This window comes from Streptomyces sp. NPDC001493 (assembly GCF_053597235.1).
The window spans coordinates 21,411-38,249 of the sequence record NZ_JBSFHV010000005.1 but is presented as its reverse complement, the minus strand read 5'-3'; the positions used below and the strand labels follow the sequence as shown (position 1 = coordinate 38,249).

15 protein-coding genes and 1 pseudogene are annotated in these 16,839 nt (G+C 72.6%); 13 read left to right on the top strand and 3 right to left on the bottom strand.

What is annotated here, in order from left to right:
- The first annotated feature begins 75 nt into the window (after nucleotides 1-75).
- Nucleotides 76-1,131, top strand: a complete 1,056-nt coding sequence (locus ACWCWD_RS09635; protein WP_450771525.1) for a hypothetical protein — start codon at nucleotides 76-78, stop codon at nucleotides 1,129-1,131.
- 290 nt (nucleotides 1,132-1,421) lie between these two features.
- The gene (locus ACWCWD_RS09630; RefSeq protein WP_450771524.1) at nucleotides 1,422-1,832 is read left to right on the top strand and encodes an ATP-binding protein; all 411 of its coding nucleotides are present in this window, start codon (nucleotides 1,422-1,424) and stop codon (nucleotides 1,830-1,832) included.
- A 92-nt stretch (nucleotides 1,833-1,924) separates the two neighbouring features.
- Here ACWCWD_RS09630 and dapC read toward each other — a convergent pair whose 3' ends face one another.
- A complete protein-coding gene (dapC, locus tag ACWCWD_RS09625) occupies nucleotides 1,925-3,025 on the bottom strand; it encodes a succinyldiaminopimelate transaminase (RefSeq protein WP_450771523.1) in 1,101 nt (366 codons plus the stop codon).
- A 121-nt stretch (nucleotides 3,026-3,146) separates the two neighbouring features.
- Nucleotides 3,147-3,467, bottom strand: a complete 321-nt coding sequence (fdxA, locus tag ACWCWD_RS09620) for a ferredoxin (protein ID WP_065490770.1) — start codon at nucleotides 3,465-3,467, stop codon at nucleotides 3,147-3,149.
- Nucleotides 3,468-3,584: 117 nt separating this feature from the next.
- On the opposite strand from fdxA, the gene ACWCWD_RS09615 reads away from it, so the two are divergent.
- The 8 genes from ACWCWD_RS09615 to ACWCWD_RS09580 all read left to right on the top strand — a co-directional run bounded on the left by ACWCWD_RS09615 (nucleotide 3,585) and on the right by ACWCWD_RS09580 (nucleotide 12,582).
- On the top strand, nucleotides 3,585-4,586 hold the full coding sequence (locus tag ACWCWD_RS09615; protein ID WP_450771521.1) for a GNAT family N-acetyltransferase: 1,002 nt from the start codon (nucleotides 3,585-3,587) through the stop codon (nucleotides 4,584-4,586).
- Between the two features lie 45 nt (nucleotides 4,587-4,631).
- Nucleotides 4,632-5,498, top strand: coding sequence for a transglutaminase-like domain-containing protein (locus tag ACWCWD_RS09610; protein ID WP_450771913.1), 867 nt, complete (start codon nucleotides 4,632-4,634; stop codon nucleotides 5,496-5,498).
- A gap of 195 nt (nucleotides 5,499-5,693) precedes the next feature.
- A complete protein-coding gene (locus tag ACWCWD_RS09605) occupies nucleotides 5,694-6,629 on the top strand; it encodes a sugar phosphate isomerase/epimerase family protein (RefSeq protein WP_450771519.1) in 936 nt (311 codons plus the stop codon).
- Between the two features lie 242 nt (nucleotides 6,630-6,871).
- Nucleotides 6,872-8,620 (top strand): dihydroxyacetone kinase family protein, encoded by a 1,749-nt coding sequence (locus ACWCWD_RS09600; protein WP_450771518.1) that lies wholly within the window; start codon nucleotides 6,872-6,874, stop codon nucleotides 8,618-8,620.
- A gap of 63 nt (nucleotides 8,621-8,683) precedes the next feature.
- Nucleotides 8,684-9,196, top strand: coding sequence for a ribose-5-phosphate isomerase (locus tag ACWCWD_RS09595; RefSeq protein WP_266708742.1), 513 nt, complete (start codon nucleotides 8,684-8,686; stop codon nucleotides 9,194-9,196).
- 74 nt (nucleotides 9,197-9,270) lie between these two features.
- On the top strand, nucleotides 9,271-10,689 hold the full coding sequence (locus ACWCWD_RS09590; RefSeq protein ID WP_450771912.1) for a GntT/GntP/DsdX family permease: 1,419 nt from the start codon (nucleotides 9,271-9,273) through the stop codon (nucleotides 10,687-10,689).
- A gap of 141 nt (nucleotides 10,690-10,830) precedes the next feature.
- Nucleotides 10,831-11,763 (top strand): NAD(P)-dependent oxidoreductase, encoded by a 933-nt coding sequence (locus tag ACWCWD_RS09585; RefSeq protein WP_450771515.1) that lies wholly within the window; start codon nucleotides 10,831-10,833, stop codon nucleotides 11,761-11,763.
- Nucleotides 11,764-11,901: 138 nt separating this feature from the next.
- Nucleotides 11,902-12,582 carry a GntR family transcriptional regulator gene (locus ACWCWD_RS09580; RefSeq protein WP_266708738.1) on the top strand — a complete coding sequence of 227 codons (681 nt, stop codon included), beginning with the start codon at nucleotides 11,902-11,904 and terminating at the stop codon, nucleotides 12,580-12,582.
- Nucleotides 12,583-12,680: 98 nt separating this feature from the next.
- Here the strand turns inward: ACWCWD_RS09580 and tnpA are convergent.
- Nucleotides 12,681-13,029, bottom strand: a pseudogene (tnpA, locus tag ACWCWD_RS09575) (IS200/IS605 family transposase); the annotation flags it as partial.
- Between the two features lie 43 nt (nucleotides 13,030-13,072).
- Between tnpA and ACWCWD_RS09570 the strand changes: the two are divergent.
- The 3 genes from ACWCWD_RS09570 (at nucleotide 13,073) to ACWCWD_RS09560 (ending at nucleotide 16,819) form a co-directional block, all read left to right on the top strand.
- The gene (locus tag ACWCWD_RS09570; protein ID WP_450771513.1) at nucleotides 13,073-14,344 is read left to right on the top strand and encodes an RNA-guided endonuclease InsQ/TnpB family protein; all 1,272 of its coding nucleotides are present in this window, start codon (nucleotides 13,073-13,075) and stop codon (nucleotides 14,342-14,344) included.
- 32 nt (nucleotides 14,345-14,376) lie between these two features.
- On the top strand, nucleotides 14,377-15,384 hold the full coding sequence (locus tag ACWCWD_RS09565) for a glycoside hydrolase family 3 C-terminal domain-containing protein (protein WP_450771511.1): 1,008 nt from the start codon (nucleotides 14,377-14,379) through the stop codon (nucleotides 15,382-15,384).
- Between the two features lie 154 nt (nucleotides 15,385-15,538).
- Complete coding sequence (locus ACWCWD_RS09560) at nucleotides 15,539-16,819, top strand: MFS transporter (protein ID WP_450771509.1); 1,281 nt, start codon at nucleotides 15,539-15,541, stop codon at nucleotides 16,817-16,819.
- The last annotated feature ends 20 nt before the right edge of the window (nucleotides 16,820-16,839 follow it).

The window sequence follows — 16,839 nt, the reverse complement described above, 5'->3', positions numbered from 1 at the left end:
GGACACCGGGGCGTTCCGGGCGGGGGTTCTCGGGGCCGCACGGATCTCGGCCCGGCCCGTACCCTCCAGTACGGTATGCCCGTGCCTCGGACGACACTCTCCTCCCCCACCGGCCGCCGTTCCGGCCGCCGCCGCCTCTACCAGGTGCTGGCGGCGTTCGTCGTGCTCGCGGCGCTGGCCGGTTATCTCGCGGTGCAGTACCTCTCCGGCAGCAAGGACCTGCTGACCGGCTGCGAGGTGCGCTACGACGACGGTACGAAGGGCGCCGAGGAACAGACGTACGAGATGGGCGCCGACCAGGCCGCCGGCGCGGCGACGATCGCCGCCGTGGGGGTCGCGCGCGGGATGCCGGAGCGGGCCGTGGCCATCGCGCTGGCGACCGCGATCCAGGAGTCGCAGCTGCGCAACATCGACTACGGCGACCGGGATTCCCTCGGCCTCTTCCAGCAGCGCCCCTCGCAGGGCTGGGGCACCGCGGAGCAGATCCAGGACCCGGTGTACGCGTCCGGGAAGTTCTACGAGCACCTCGCGAAGATCAGCGGCTACCAGGACCTGCCGCTGACGGAGGCGGCGCAGCGCGTGCAGCGCAGCGGTTTCCCGGAGGCGTACGCGCAGCACGAGCCGGACGCGATACTCCTGGCGTCGGTGCTGACCGGGCGGATTCCCGCCGCGCTGAACTGCGCGAAGCCGGTCACCGCGACGGCCGCCGCCCCGGGCGATCCGGACCGGCTCCGCACCGAGCTGGTACGGGACTTCGGCAAGGGGGTCCGGCCGGCCGAGGAGTCCGCGGGTCCGGCGGCGACGCGCACGGTCGCGGTGCCGGTTCCGGAGCGCGCGACGGGCGGGGCGGAGGCGGCGGACGGGACCGGCGCGTCCTCCACCGACGCCTCGTCCGACGCATCCGCCGACGGCGGTGCCGTGACGACGGGCGCCCGGCGGGGCTGGTCGCTGGCGCTCTGGGCGGTCGCCCGCTCCGGCGAACTCGGCATCGACGAGGTCCGCTACGCGGGCCGGGTGTGGACCCCGGGTACGGGCTGGCGCGCGGATGCGGCAGGATCGAAGGAAGCGACGAAACCGGCGGATGCGGCAGATTCAGACACCGGCGAGGTCCGGATGCGCCTCGCACAGTAGCGCGGCCGATCCCCCGCAGGGGGCATCCCGGGCCACCGCCGCAGGGGTACCCGCGCACCGGTCGAGGGCGTTGGGCGGACGTCTCGTTTCCCGTGCGCCACAAGGGAAGTGACGGTACTCCGGTCGCGCCGTTCCGCCGCTGCCGGACCATGCGTCCGGGGTGCGGATTATCCGACGCATTGCTGACTCTTTACCTCGGCCCACCGCAACCTCCCCCGCCCCCGGCGCAGTTGATCAGTCCGTCCGGAACGCCGGACGAGCACTGCCGAACTTCCCGCCGAAGGAGCATCATGTCCCTCCCCCTGACCCGCCGTATCGCCCGCGCCGCCCTGCTGATCGCCGCCGCCGCTCCGGTGATCGGCGCGGCCGGTGCCGCGAACGCCGCGGGTCTCCCGCAGACGCCGGACCTGGGCGGCCTGACCAAGCTGGACAGCACGCACCTGAGCAGCACCCTGGACAGCACCGCCCAGCAGGGCGCGAAGACGCTGAACGAGACGGGCGGCAAGCTGGTCGGCACGGCCGTCCCGGTCGCCGCGAAGACGGTGAACCAGGCGGGCGAGCTGGTCGCTCCCCAGGCCAAGGAGAAGGCCGGCCAGACCACCGGCCAGGCGGCCGAGGTCGTCGGTGGCGCCGCCAACAAGGCGACCGGCGGTTCGCTGCCCGTCGAGCGCCTCGCGGGGGCCCTGCCGCTCGGTGGCTGAACCGGCCGCCTACCCGCAGGACATCAGTGACGCCGAGGGGCCACGGGACCGAGTCCCGTGGCCCCTCGGCGTTGTCGGTCAGGCCGCGCGGTTCAGGCGGTCAGCCGCTTCACGGCCGCCGCGACCCGCTCGTCGGTCGCCGTGAACGCGACCCGCACGAAGCGGTCTCCGGCCGGGCCGTAGAACTCGCCGGGTGCGACGAGGATGCCGAGTCCGGCCAGGTACGCCACGGTGTCCCAGCAGGGTTCGTCGCGGGTCACCCAGAGGTAGAGGCTCGCCTCGCTGTGCTCGACGCGGAAGCCGTGGCCCTCCAGGGCCGTCCGCAGCGCCGCGCGCCGGTCGGCGTAGCGGGCGCGCTGTTCGGCGACGTGGGTGTCGTCGGCGAGGGCCGCCACGGTGGCCGCCTGCACGGGGGCGGCGGTCATCATGCCGCCGTGCTTGCGGATCTGGAGCAGTTCGCCGAGGACGGCCGCGTCACCGGCGATGAACGCCGCCCGGTATCCGGCCAGGTTGGACCGCTTGGAGAGCGAGTGGACGGCGACGAGGCCGTCGAACGAGCCGCCGCTGACGTCCGGGTGGAGCACCGAGACCGGGTCGGCCTCCCAGCCGAGTTCCAGGTAGCACTCGTCGCTGACGACCAGGATGTCGTGGGCGCGGGCCCAGGCGACGATCCGGGTGAGTTCCTCGGCGGAGAGCACGCGACCGGTCGGGTTGGACGGGGAGTTCAGCCAGAGCAGCTTGAGCCCGGCCGGGTCGAGCGTGGTCGGGTCGTCGTAGGTGACGGCTTCCGCGCCGCAGAGCCGGGCGCCGATCTCGTACGTCGGGTAGGCGAGCGCCGGGAAGGCGATCCTGTCGCCGGGGCCCAGGCCGAGCTGGGTCGGCAGCCAGGCCACGAGCTCCTTGGAGCCGACGACCGGCAGGACGTGGTGGTGGGTGACGTCCTTCGCGCCGAGGCGCCGCTCCACCCAGCCGCTGAGCGCGTCCCGCAGTTCCGCCGTCCCCCAGACCGTCGGATAGCCGGGGCTGTCGGCCGCTGCGGCGAGCGCTTCCTGGATCACCGCGGGCACCGGGTCGACGGGAGTGCCGATGGACAGGTCCACGATGCCGTCCGGGTGGGCTTCGGCGGTGGCCTTGTGGGGTGCGAGGCGGTCCCAGGGGAATTCCGGGAGACGGGAGGAGAGTGCTGCGGACACGGAACTCTGCTTTCTCGTACGGGCGAAAACACCTCGGTCCCGCACGGTGACGAACCGTACGGGACCGGGCGCCACATCTGCCGCCGCGTGGTGCCGGCTGCGGCGGGGCTGAGGCGGTTTGCTACTGGTTCTGGGGCGGCAGCGCGGCCACGAAGGCGTGGTCGCGCTCGATGAGCCCCAGCTTGGAAGCGCCACCGGGCGAGCCGAGGTCGTCGAAGAACTCGACGTTCGCCTTGTAGTAGTCCTTCCACTCCTCGGGGGTGTCGTCCTCGTAGAAGATGGCCTCGACCGGACAGACCGGCTCACAGGCACCGCAGTCGACACACTCGTCCGGGTGGATGTACAAGGACCGCTGGCCCTCGTAGATGCAGTCGACGGGGCACTCTTCGATGCAGGCCTTGTCCTTTACGTCGACACAAGGCTGCGCGATGACGTAGGTCACGCTGTCGTTCCTCCTCGGTAGGGCGTTGGCTCTCGCGCGGGAGCGCGGCGTCGATGATGCCCTCACCTAGTATCTCCGTAGTTCAGCACGATCCGAACAGGAGGGGCGGTAGGAGCCGTGGAATTCACCGTCGGCGGACGCCTTGAGGTCCGTATTACCCAGGCTGATGTGGGAAAACGCGTGTCCGTCCGCCGCCGTTGCGAGGGTGGTGCCGAGGGGGCCGGGTTCACGGACACGGTCGGTGTTCTCACATCCTGGGACTCGGGCGTGCTCCGGATCACACCCAGGAGTGGGCAGGGTGTCCACATCGCGGAATCCACGCTCGTCGCCGGCAAGGTCGTCCCTCCCGCCCCGGCACGCCGTCCCGGTCCCGCGGCCACGTTCGCGGAACTCACCCGGGTGACGGCCCGCGCCTGGCAGCCGGTGGAGAGCGAGGCGCTGGGCGAGTGGCAGCTGCGCGCCGCGAGCGGCTTCACCCGCCGCGCCAACTCGGTCCTGCCGCTGGGCGATCCGGGGATGCCGGTCGCCGACGCGCTGGCGCACGCGACGCGCTGGTACGCGGAGCGCGGCCTGCCCGCGTACGTCCAGACCGGAACCGGGGCCGCCGACACCCAGGAGGCGCTCTGCGCCGAGCTGGAGGACCGCGGCTGGCGGCGCGAGGTCTCCGCCGAGGTGCGGATCGCCGCGCTGGCGCCGATCGGTGACCAGGACTCGGACATCTCCCGGGTGCTGCTGGACCGGACGGCCGACGCCCGGTGGCTGGAGCGCTACCACCGCGCCGGAGCGGACTCGGCTCCGATGCTCCGGGTGCTGACCCAGGGTCCGTCGGTCTGGTTCGCGACCGTGCCGGGCGACGACCCGGCGGGTGCGCCCGCCGCGATCGGCCGGTGCGTGGTGGACGGCCGGTGGGCCGGCTTCGGGGCGATAGAGGTGAACCCGGACTACCGGCGCCGGGGCCTCGCCACCACGGTGATGACCGCGCTGGCGCGTACCGCGCTGGCGGAGGGCGCCTCGGCGGCCTGGCTCCAGGTGGAGGAGGACAACGCGGGGGCGATCGCCATGTACGACCGGATGGGCTTCGCGACCCACCACCGGTACCACCACTTCCGTTCCGCGTAGGCACGGGCGTTCGGAGCGGCGGAACAGGTGTCAGACGTGGACCCCGTGGACGACGGATCGGCTTCCGAGGACTTCTCCACCGCAGGGCGGCGGGCCCGGTTCGCCGAGGAGGCCCGCTCGGAACGGCCCGATCTCGCGCTGCTCTGCCTGCTGGTGGGCGCCGAGGCGATGCCCGGGCCGCCGCCCGGCTCCCCCGATCCGTACGGCATCGACGCGGCGCAGATCGAGCTGGACCGGCTGGCCGGTCTCCTCCCGCACGGCCTGGCCACCCCGCTGGAGTGGGCGACGGCGCTGGGCGAACTGCTCGGCGGCCGCTACGGCTTCTGCGGCGCCTCCCCCGACTACCAGCGGCTGGAGTCGTCGCTCCTCCAGCAGGTGCTGGCCCGCCGCCGGGGGCTGCCGATCCTGCTCTCCGTGGTGTGGATGGAGGTGGCGCGGCGGGCGGGCGCCCCGGTCCACGGGGTCGCGCTGCCGGGCCACTTCGTGGTCGGCTTCGGCGATCCGGCCGAGCACGTGCTGGCCGATCCGTTCGCCGGGGGCGTCGTACTGACCGGTGAGGACGCCGAGTTGATGGTGGCGGGCTCGACCGGGGTGCCGCTGCGCGAGTCGCTGCCGACGCCCGCCCGGCCGCAGGCGATCGTGCTGCGCATCCTCAACAACATCCGCGCCTGGGCGTCGGCCCGCCCCGAACGCTCCGACGTGGCGCTGTGGGCGGTCGAGCTCTCGCTCCTGCTCCCCTCCCATCCGGCGCGCCTGCGGTACGAGCGCGCTCAACTCCTGGTCCAGCGAGGGGATTTCCTGCGCGGGGCGGTGGAGATGGAGGAGTACGCGGACGTCATCGGCGGCATCGAGCCGACGGCGGCGGAGTCGATACGGCGTGCGGCCCGGGCGGCCCGGGCCCGGCTGAACTGATCCACCGGGCGGCCCGGCCCGGCTGAACCGATCCCGGGCGGTGGTCCGCAGCCGCGCCGGCGCCCGGCGCCGGGCCGATCCCTCCGGCCGGCCCCCGCGTCCGGCCCTCTCCCCACGAACCAGTGCGTGAGATGGAGCACATTGACAGCTTCTACGATTCTAGATCCTATAGGAAATAGAGAAAGGGAGCCGATGATGACTCACACCGCAGAAACCTGGCCGATCGCCGCCGCCCTGCTGCAGTTCCCGAACGTCGGACCCGACGGTGTCTCCACCCAGGAGCAGACCGCCGAGCAGTGGGCCACGAGCCTGCGGGACGTCGCGGACGCCGGGTTCACCGAGGTCGACCTCACGGACGGCTGGCTGCGCCCCGGCGACCTGGCCCCCGCCCGCCTGGAGGAGCTGCGCTCCACGCTGGTGGAGGTCGGCCTGACCGCCCCCGCCATCTCCGCGATCCGGCGCAGCGTCATCGACCCCGTCGACGGCGACGACAACCTCGCCTACTCGCACCGCACCATCGACGCCGCCGCCGCGCTGGGCGTGCCGCTCGTCTCGGTCGGTCTGCACCGGCCGCTCACCCCCGAGCAGCAGTCGGTGCTCTGGTTCTGGACGGTGCCGGGCCCGAAGGACCCGGTCGGCGACCAGGAGACCTGGAACAAGGCCGTCACCCGGCTGCGCGAACTCGCCGACCACGCCGCCTCGGTGGGCGTCGAGCTGTCGCTGGAGATGTACGAGGACACCTACCTCGGCACCGCGGACTCCTCCGTCGCCCTGCTCACGGACATCGACCGCTCCAACGTCGGCCTCAACCCGGACCTCGGCAACCTCATCCGGATGCAGCGCCCCATCGAGTCCTGGGAGTCGATGGTCACCAAGACGCTGCCGCACGCCAACTACTGGCACGTGAAGAGCTATTACCGCGTCGAGGACCCGGCCACGGGCACGGTTCTCACGTCCCCGGCGCCGATGGAGTCCGGCTTCGTCAGCTACCGCCAGGCGATCAAGATCGCCCTGGCGCACGGCTACACCGGCGCGTTCTGCGTCGAGCACTACGGCGGCGACGGCCTGAGCGTGGCCGCCTCGAACCGCGAGTACATCCGGCGCATCCTGCCGCGCGGCACCGGGGCCTGACCACCCCGTTCCCCGCCCCCGCCGCCCACCGCCCGGGCCGTACCCCCGTACCCGGCCCTGCCCCAGGGCGGCGGGGCGGCGGGCCCGCCGCCGCCCGGCGAGCGGGCCCCACCCGTCCGCGTACCTCTCCGTGCGGCCCCACACCCGCGCGTACGAGACCCCGCGGGCGTCCCCCGGTGCGCGGGGCGATCCCCCGCGCCCGCACCCACCCCCGTACCTCTCCGACTGGGAGTTCACCCGCCATGACCCGGCTCTTCGACGACCCCGACCGCTTCAGCGAGGACCAGCTGCGAGGTTTCGCCGCGGTCTACCCGGAGCACGTCACCGTGGTGCCCGGGGGCGTCGTCCGCTCCCGGCCGCAGGAGACGGGCCGGGTCGCGGTGGTCGTGGGCGGCGGTTCGGGGCACTACCCCGCGTTCAGCGGGCTGGTGGGCGAGGGGCTCGCGGCGGGTGCCGTGGTCGGCAACATCTTCACCTCGCCGTCCGCCCGCCAGGCCGAGTCGGTGGCACGGGCCGCCGACACCGGCGCGGGGGTCCTCTTCTCCTTCGGCAACTACGCGGGCGACCGCATGAACTTCGGCATGGCCCAGGCCCGGCTGCGGGACGCCGGGATCGACACCCGTACGGTCATGGTCACCGACGACGTGGCCAGCGCCCCCGCCGAGCGCCGCCACGAACGCCGGGGCATAGCGGGCGACTTCACCGTCTTCAAGGTCGCCGGGGCCGCCGCCGAGGAGGGCCTCGACCTGGACGGCGTGGAGGCCGCGGCCCGCCACGCCAACGACCGTACGTTCTCCTTCGGCATCGCCTTCGACGGCTGCACCATGCCCGGCGCCGACACCCCGCTCTTCACGGTCCCCGAGGGCAAGATGGCCATCGGCCTCGGCATCCACGGCGAACCGGGCGTGCGCGACGCCGACATGGCCGACGCCCCGACGATCGCCCGCACCCTCGTCGAGCGCCTCCTCGAAGAGCGCCCGGAAGGGGCGGACCCGCGCGTCGCCGCCATCCTCAACGGGCTGGGCGCCACCAAGTACGAAGAACTCTTCCTGCTCTGGGGCCATGTCTCCGACGCCCTGGCCGAGGCCGGTCTCACGGTGGTACGCCCCGAGGTCGGCGAGCTCGTCACCAGCCTCGACATGGCCGCCTGCTCCCTCACCCTGATGTGGCTCGACGAGGACCTGGAGCGCCGCTGGTGCGCCTCCGCCGACGCCCCCGGCTTCCGCCGGATGCCGCTGCCGAAGGTCCCGGACGCGCCGCGCGTCCACCCCGACGAGCAGCCGAAGGCCCCGGTCGTCCGGGGCGACGCCGCGTCCCGCGCCGCCGCTGCCGATGTCCTCGCCGCCCTGCGGGCGCTGCGCACCGCGCTGCACGAGGCCGCCGAGGAGCTCGGCCGGATCGACGCGGTCGCCGGTGACGGTGACCACGGGCGCGGCATGACCAAGGGCGTCGACGCGGCCGTCCGGGCCGCCGAGGAGGCCGATGAGGCGCAGGCCGGGGCCCGTTCGCTGCTGAGCGCCGCCGCCGACGCCTGGGCCGACCAGGCCGGTGGCACCTCCGGTGTGCTCTGGGGCGTCGCGCTGCGCGCCCTGGCCCAGGAGCTCGGCGACACGGGCCGGGCCGACGGGGTGCGCGCCGCCGGGGGCGCCCGCGCCGCGCTGGACGCCGTCACCTCGCTCGGCGGGGCGAAGCCCGGCGACAAGACCCTCGTCGACGCCCTCGTCCCGCTCGTCGACACCTTCACCGCGGGCGTCGCTCGCGGTACGGACCCCCGGTCCGCCTTCGCCGAGGCCGCGGCCGCGGCCACCGGGGCGGCCGACGCCACCGCCGCGCTCACCCCGCGCCTGGGCCGCGCCCGCCCGCTCGCCGAGCGCAGCGTCGGCACCCCCGACGCCGGCGCCCTCTCGCTCGCCCTGTGCGCCCGGACCGTCGCGGCGCTGCTCGGCGACGGCACCGGCGACGGCACTGGCACCGGCGCCACGACCGGCTGACCCGCGACGGCCGCCCGCGCCACGCACGCCCCCGACCACCCCACCACCCCCGGGAACCCCGACATGACGCAGAACCAGACCCTCGCTCCGCTCCGCATCGTCATCGGCTGCGACGACGCCGGATACGCGTACAAGGAAGCCCTCAAGGCCGACCTGGAAGCCGATCCGCGCGTCGCGTCCGTCGTCGACGTCGGTGTGAAGGCCGACGAGCACACCGCGTACCCGCACATCGGGGTGGCCGCGGCCCGTGTGGTGGCCGACGGGGACGCCGACCGTGCCCTGCTGTTCTGCGGTACCGGGCTCGGGGTCGCGATCAGCGCCAACAAGGTGAAGGGCATCCGCGCCGTCACGGCGCACGACAGCTTCTCCGTCGAGCGGGCGGTCCTGAGCAACAACGCCCAGGTCCTCACCATGGGCCAGCGCGTCATCGGCCTCGAACTCGCCCGCCGGCTGGTCCGCGAGTGGGTCGGTTACCGCTTCGACGAGGCCTCTCCGTCCGGCGAGAAGGTCGCCGTCCTCGACGCGTACGACACGGCCGCGCCCGCCGGTGCCGAGGACGGTCCCGCCGGCTGCTGAGCCGGTCCCTCCCGCCGTCCCGCACTCCCGCCCCGCCACCACTTACAACGACGTAAGGTGCACCCCGCATGTCCATGACCGCCCTGACCAGACCAGAGATACTCGCGGCCGCGACCGAGCCCTGGACCGGCCACGACACCCGGCTCATCGTCATGGTCGCCCTCGCCATCGGCGTGATCGTCTCGCTGATCGCGATCCTCGACTTCCACCCGTTCGTCGCCCTCATCGGCGGTTCCGTCGTGCTCGGCATCGGCTCGGGCACCGAACTCTCCAAGGTCGTCGACTCGTTCAGCGCCGGGATGGGTTCCACCCTCGGCTCCACCGGCGCCCTGATCGCACTCGGCGCGATCCTCGGCAAGCTGCTGGCCGACTCGGGGGGTGTGGACCGCATCGTCGACACCATCGGTTCGCGGTCGGGTCCGCGTCTGCTGCCGTGGTCGATGGCGCTGATCGCCGCGGTCATCGGGCTGCCGATGTTCTTCGAGGTGGGTCTCGTCCTGCTGGTGCCGATCATCGTGGTGATGGCCAAGCGGACGAAGACGCCGCTGGTCCTGCTCGCCGTGCCCGCCCTCGCGGGGCTGGGCACCATGCACGCGTTCGTGCCGCCGCACCCCGGCCCGCTGGTCGCGGTCAGCGCGCTCAACGCCGATGTGGGCACCACGCTCGGCCTGGGTCTGCTCGCGGCGATCCCCACGGTGATCCTCGCGGGACCGCTGTACGGGAAGTTCATCGCCCGCCATGTGCGCAGCGAGGCCCCGGCCGCGCTGATCGCCTCGCTGGTCAAGGAGGCCGAACAGGGGCGGGAGCCGGGTGCGGAGCGCCGGCTGCCGAGCTTCGCCGTGTCGGTCGGGGCGGTCGCCCTGCCGGTGGTGCTGATGCTCGCCAAGTCGGTCGCCGACATCGCGTTCCCGGGTGACGCCTGGTTCAACCACCTGCTGGACTTCCTCGGTACCCCGCTCATCGCGATGTTCATCGCGGTGCTCGTCGCCATGGTGGTCTTCGGTTTCCGGCTCGGCCGCAACCGTGCCGAGGTCCGTACGACCGTGACCGCGGGCCTGCCCGCGGTGGCCGGGATCCTGCTGATCGTCGGTGCGGGCGGTGGCTTCAAGCAGCTCATCGTCGACACCGGGGTCGCGGACGCCATCGGCAAGTTCGCCGCGGAGGCGCATCTGCCGCTGCTGGTCCTCGGCTGGCTGCTCGCCGTGCTGATCCGGCTGGCGACCGGCTCGGCCACCGTCGCCACCACCGCCGCCGCCGGGATCATGGCGCCGCTCGCGGCGGGCGTCCCGCCGGTGGAGGCCTCGTTGATCGCGCTCGCCGTGGGTGCGGGGTCGCTCTTCTTCTCGCACGTCAACGACGCCGGTTTCTGGCTGGCGAAGGAGTACTTCGGGATGAGCGTCTCCCAGAACATCAAGACCTGGTCGGCCCTGTCGACGATCGTCGCGGTGATGGGCCTGGCGATGTCCCTGCTGCTGTACGCCGTCTTCGTCTGACCCGTCCCGCCCGTGGGGTCCGCCCCACCCACGGGGCCCGCCCCGCCCGTGGGGACCGCTCCGGACGGTGTCCGGTGGCACCCCGTAAGAGAATTGTCCGTGCGGCCCTCACGACCGCATCCCGCAAGGAAGAAGCACCCGATGTCCGCTGAGAACCCCACCCCCACCACCGCCGTCCTCGGTCTCGGCGCGATGGGCCTGCCGATGGCCACCCGCCTCGCCGGTGCCTTCCCGGTCCGCGCCTTCGACGTCTTCGAGGAGCGCCGTACGCTCGCCGCCGAGGCCGGTGCCGTACCCGCCGCCACGCCGGCCGAGGCCGCCGAGGGCGCCGACGTGGTCGTCATCGCCGTCCGCGACCAGGAGCAGCTGGAGTCCTGCCTGTTCGGCGGCGGGATCGTCGAGCGCGGTGCCGCGGAGTCGCTCCGTGAGGGCGCGGTCGTCGTGGTCACCTCGACGGTCGGTGTCGACGGGGTGCAGTCCGTCGCGGCGCGCCTGGCCGAGCAGGGTGTGCGGCTGGTCGACGCTCCGGTGAGCGGTGGGGCGGTGCGGGCCGGGACCGGCGATCTGCTGATCATGGTCGGCGCGGACGACGAGACGCTCGCCGCCGCCGACGCGGTCCTCGCCCGGCTGGGCTCCACGCTGCACGTCGTCGGCCCCCGGGTGGGCGACGGTCAGATCATGAAGACCGTCAACCAGCTGCTGTGCGGCATCCACACGGCGGCGGCGGCCGAGTCCCTCGCGCTGGCCCGCGCCCTCGGCATCGACCTGGACCGCGCCGTCGACGTACTCGGTCAGGGCGCCGCCGCCTCCTTCATGCTGGCCGACCGCGGTCCGCGCATGGTCCAGCAGTACGAGGTGAAGGAGGACGGCACCGGTGGTCCGGAGCTGCGGTCCCGTCTCGACATCATCCGCAAGGACATGAACATCGTGGTGTCGCTGGCCAAGAAGGCCGGTGTCGCCACCTCGGTGGCCGCCGCGGCCGACCAGCTCTACCAGCTCGCCATCAGCCAGGGCCTGGCCGCCGAGGACGACTCGGCACTGGTCACCCTCCTCTCCCCGCGCACCGCGCGCTGAGACCGCCCCGTGGGGGGAGGGCCGGCGGCGCCGGTTAGGCTGAAAACCCGGCTGGAATCCAGGCCGACCGCCGGGCTGAACGCCGGGCTCGCACCCGGTACGCCGGGCGGGTCCGGCACATCACAGGGAGAGTCGACGATGGGACCAGCCGGCAGGCAGGTACGTCCGGCGGGGCTCGGCAGGACCGTGCTCATGGACGAGGCGTACGACGCGCTGCTCGCGCTGATCCTCGACGAGGGCCTGGAGCCGGGCACTCCGCTGCGCATCGACACCATCGCCAAGGACTGGGGCGTCTCGCCGACGCCGTTGCGGGAGGCGCTCGCCAAGCTGGAGAACACCGGCCTGGTCGTCCGCGTCCCGCACCGCGGTTACACGGTCGCCCCGCTTCTGGACGACGGCGGGTTCCGTGAGCTGATGGGTGCCCGGCTCCTCATCGAGCCGTTCAGTGCCCGTCAGGCCTGCGAGCGGGACGCGGCGGGCACGGCGCGTGCGCTGGCCGAGAGCCACCGGCTGATGGAGGCTGCGGCGGTGCAGCGGGTGGCGGACGACTTCCGGGCGTACCTCCAGGCCGACTCCGCCTTCCACGCGACCATCGCCCGTGCCGCGGGCAACCGGTTCCTCTCGGCGGCCATCGATCCGCTGGGCGCGCACATCCAGCGCTTCCGGCGTTTCACCGGCGGCCGGGTCACCGACACGCAGGAGGCGCTCGCCGAACACGCGGCCGTCCTCGACGCGTTCGAGGCGGCGGACGCGGACACCTGCGAGTCGGCGATGCGCGCGCACCTGGAGGGTGTGGCGCACCGGTCGTTCGGCCACTGACACCCACGGGCCCGGACTCCCGACCGACTGAATCCGGAGCTGCCCGAGATCTCGCGGCCGGTTCTGCTGTTCGATGTCGCGTTCCACGATGCTGAGCTGAGCTGAGCCCCGCCGACGGATCCGGCGAAGTAGGAGCCGGACCAGAGCTTGTTGACCCGGTAGTAGTGCCGCACCGGGGAACTCCTGCCGCGGCCTGCGGGAGCTGACGCCCTTGAGGCTGTTGACCAGTTCGGACAGGGCGATCTTGGGCGGGAAGTTCACAACGAGATGGACGTGGTTGTTCTCGCCATTGAACTCGACCAGCTCGACCTCGAAGTCCTCGCACACCGCGCGCATGATCTCTTCGAGGCGCGTCAGGTGCCGATCGTCGAACACTTCATGCCGGTACTTCGTCACGAAAACCACGTGGGCGTGGAGGGCGGAGGCGCAGTGCCTGCCCGTGCGAATGTTCTAATTGTCGGCTATAAACCAACTTGCTACGGTGTGGATCATGCAGCTCAGGTACACCTTCCGTGTCGAGCCGGGTCCGGGTCAGCGCATCGCGCTGGGCCGGGCGTTCGGCTGCGCGCGGGTGGTGTACAACGACGCCCTGCGGGCCCGGGAGGACGCCCGCCGGGACGGCCTGCCATTCCCGAAGACCGGCGACCTGTCCAAGCAACTCATCACCGGCGCGAAGCACACGCCCGAGCGGGCCTGGCTCGGCGAGGTCTCGGCGGTTGTTCTCCAGCAGTCCCTCAGGGACCTGGACGCCGCGTACAGGAACTTCTTCGATGGGCTCAAGGGCAAGCGCCCGCGCATGGGCGCGCCGCGCTTCAAGTCCCGCAGGGACAACCGGCAGGCCGTCCGATTCACCGCCAACGCCCGCTGGTCGATCACCCCCGGCGGGAAACTGCGGCTGCCGAAGATCGGCGACGTCAAGGTCAGGTGGTCTCGCCGGCTCCCCTCGGCGCCGTCAACGGTGACCGTGGTCAAGGACGCGGCGGGCCGGTACTTCGCGAGCTTCGTCATCGAGACCGACGGCTTTGAGGTGCTGCCCGGGACCACACCCGAGATGGGCGTCGACCTGGGGCTCACGCACTTCGCGGTGCTCTCCGATGGCCGGAAGATCTCTGCGCCGAAGTTCTTCCGGCGCGCGGAGAAGAAGCTCCGCAAGGCTCAGCGGAACCTCGCCCGCAAGGCTAAGGGGAGCAGCAACCGCAAGAAGGCCGTCGTGAAGGTGGCGCGGGCACACGTCCGCACGGCCGACGCGCGCAGGGACTTCCACCACAAGCTGTCCACGGCGCTGATCCGCGAGAACCAAGCGGTGTACGTCGAGGACCTCGCGGTGAAGGGCCTGGCCCGCACGCGCCTCGCCAAGTCGGTGCACGACGCGGGATGGTCGGCGTTCGTCGGGATGCTGGAGTACAAGGCGGTCCGGTACGGGCGGACCTTCGCCCGCGTGGACCGGTTCTTCCCCTCCTCCCGGCTCTGCTCCGTCTGTGGCGTAGAGGACGGGCCGAAGCCGCTGAACGTCCGCGTGTGGACGTGCCGGGGCTGCGGCACCATCCACGACCGCGACGTGAACGCCGGCCGCAACATCCGCATCGAAGGATCCAAGGTCGCCGCCGGACAGGCGGAGACCGTAAACGCCCGTGGAGCGCAGGTAGGACCGGTACCCGTACCGGCACAGCGCGCAACCCGCACCCCGGTGCGGAAGAAGCAGGAACCCACCCGAAGCTGCCGGCCGACCGGCTGGATGCAGGCGGGAATCCTCGGCCTATAGGCCGGGGAGGATGTCAATCCTTCCCGAACCACGTGCTGCCGAAGCACCCCGGGCACCCGGCGGGCCTCGCGCTGCCGAGCCTGCGCGAGGCGCTCACCGCCGAGCTGCCGGACGTCGAGTTCGCCTACGAGCGGGGCTGCGCGGTCAGCGGCACCGACCGCTCGGGGCTGCCCGCCGCCGTGCGTACCGCCGCCTCGGCCGATCTGGCGCTGGTCGTCGTCGGCGACCGTTCCGGGATGTTCGGCAACGGCACCTCGGGCGAGGGCTGCGACGCGCCGGACCTCCGGCTGCCGGGCGTGCAGGTGGAGCTGGTCGAGGAGGTGCTCGCCACCGGCGTCCCGGTGGTGCTGCTGGTCGTCTCGGGCCGCCCGTACGCGCTCGGCGGTCTCGCGGAGCGCTGCGCGGCCGTGGTGCAGACGTTCATGCCCGGCGAGGAGGGCGGCCCCGCGCTGGCCCGCGTGCTCTCGGGCCGGGTGACCCCCGGCGGCAAGCTGCCCGTGCAGATCCCGGCCCTCCCGGGGAGCGGTCCCGGCACCTACCTCAACCCGCCGCTCGGCCGTTTCAGCCAGGGCATCAGCGTCCTGGACAACACGCCGCTGTACCCGTTCGGGCACGGCATCTCGTACACCTCCTTCGGCTACGAGGACCTGCGGGTCGCCGGGGAGGGCCGGGTGCCCACCGACGGGTTCATCGAGGTCTCCTGCCTCGTACGGAACACGCGCGAGCGGGCGGGCCGCGAGACGGTCCAGCTGTACTACGACGACCCGGTCGCCCAGGTCGCCCGGCCCACCCAGCAGCTGGCGGCCTTCGGCGTCGTCGAGCTGGCCCCCGGTGAGGCGGAGCGGGTCACGTTCAGGGTCCACGCCGACCAGACCTCGTACACCAAGGACGCCTCGGGCGACGGTCGGCGCATCGTCGAGCCCGGCACCATCCGCCTGATGCTCGGCTCGTCCAGCGGCGACATCCGGCTGAGCGCCGACGTCGAACTCACCGGGCCGCAGCGCGTGGTGGGCGCTGACCGCCACCTCGTCCACGCGTAGGGCCCCCGCCCGGCCGCCGCGCGCATCACGTCCGCGCGGCGGCCCACCACCCCCGTCCCCCGTCCCAAGTCCACGGCGTACGAGCCTCGCCCGCGCCGTGTTTTCCCCCTGTCTGCGTAACGTCCTGCCCGCTCAACAGGAAGCAGCCCTCACCGTGACCACGGATACGCTCCGCACCCCGGCCGGCACCTCCGCGCCCGGCGGCTCCCCCGCCGCCAAGATTCCCCGTCCCCGGCTGGTCGTCGGCATGGCGGCCGGTCAACTCGGCCTGTTCCTGGCCCTCCTGACCCCGATCCTGGTGAGCCTTCAGCTCAAGGTGCAGTCGTTCGTCCCCGAGGACGACCAGGTCGCCTCGCTCGGCATCATCACCACCACCGGTTCGGTGGCGGCGATGCTGGCGAACCCGTTCTTCGGGCGCCTCAGCGACCGCACCACCAGCCGGTTCGGCCGCCGCCGCCCCTGGCTGATCCTCGGCATGCTGGGCCTGCTGGCCGGTCTGCTGATCATCGCGACGGCGAACAGCGTGGCCGTGGTCACCGTCGGGTTCGTCATCTCCTCGGCGTCCGCCAACGCGGCCCTCGCCGCCTTCGTCGCGACCGTCGCGGACAACGTCCCCGAGCAGAAGCGCGGCAAGATCAGCGGGCTGCTCGGCATCATGCAGAACCTGGCCCCCACGGCGGGGACCTGGATCGCGAAGTGCTTCACCGACCAGATGCTGCTGCTCTTCCTGGTCCCCAGTGTCATCGGCATCCTGCTGGTGGTCGGCTACGTGATGGTGCTGCCGGACAAGCCGCTGGAGACGAAGCCGCCGCGGGAGGGGTTCAAGGCGGTCCTGCGCACCTACTGGGTCAACCCCAGGCAGCACCCGGACTTCGCCTGGGCCTGGCTGTCGCGCTTCCTGCTGACGCTGGCCAACTGGATGTTCACCACCTTCCGCCTGATCTACCTCCAGCACGAGATGCGGCTCACCAGCGCGGAGGCGACCGAGACGCTCGCCACCGGCGTCCTCATGTACGGCTTCTGCGTGATGGGTTCCGCGCAGGCCGCGGGCTGGCTCTCGGACCGCTTCGGCCGCCGCAAGCCGTTCATCGCCGTCGCCGCGGTCCTCTTCGGCATCGGCATGGTGATCCTCAGCCAGGCCGACACGATCGGGGTGTTCTACTGCGCGGAACTCGTCCTGGGCCTGGGCTTCGGCACCTACCTCGGCGTGGACCTCGCCCTCGTCATCGACGTGCTGCCGGATCCGAAGAACCCCTCCAAGGACCTCGGCATCTTCAACATCGCGATGTCGGCCCCGCAGATCTTCGCCCCCGCGCTCGGCGCCCTGCTGATCTCCCTGGGCGGTGGCCACAACTACTCGATCCTGCTGATCACCGCCTCGGCGGTCTGCCTCTGCGGCGCGCTGGCGATCCTGCCGGTACGCAAGGTGCGCTGACCCGCCGCTCCCGGCGGTCG